1 pseudogene is annotated in these 289 nt (G+C 43.3%); it reads left to right on the top strand.

The features are described from left to right. Window positions 1-106 (top strand): annotated as a pseudogene (locus tag AB4653_RS28850) (chromosome partitioning protein ParA); the annotation flags it as partial. Window positions 107-289 lie beyond the last annotated feature (183 nt).

Here is a 289-nt window from a genome sequence, read left to right as displayed (position 1 = left end):
CACCTACAACACCAAAGCACGCACCATGGCCTACCTTACTTATAGCCATTTACAAGACGGCGCGATAAGTGCCTCCCTGAAAGCAGAGGCAAAATATTGTGAATAAACAAGCAATAATACTCATGGCTAGTGCCTTACTTTCCGTTAACGCCAATGCAAATTCCTGTAAAATTGAAGGCTATACCATAGGTTTCTTTAACGGGGTCGCAACAACGATAGACGAAGCCAACGACGGTCGAGATGAATTAGAATCCACTATAGATATCAACCAATACAACGGTGAGTCTGT

The sequence above is a fragment of the Vibrio sp. 10N.222.48.A3 genome, assembly GCF_041475345.1.
GTDB lineage: Bacteria > Pseudomonadota > Gammaproteobacteria > Enterobacterales > Vibrionaceae > Vibrio > Vibrio tasmaniensis_A.
The sequence above is the reverse complement of the archived record's forward strand: the minus strand, read 5'-3'. Positions and strand labels throughout refer to the sequence as shown.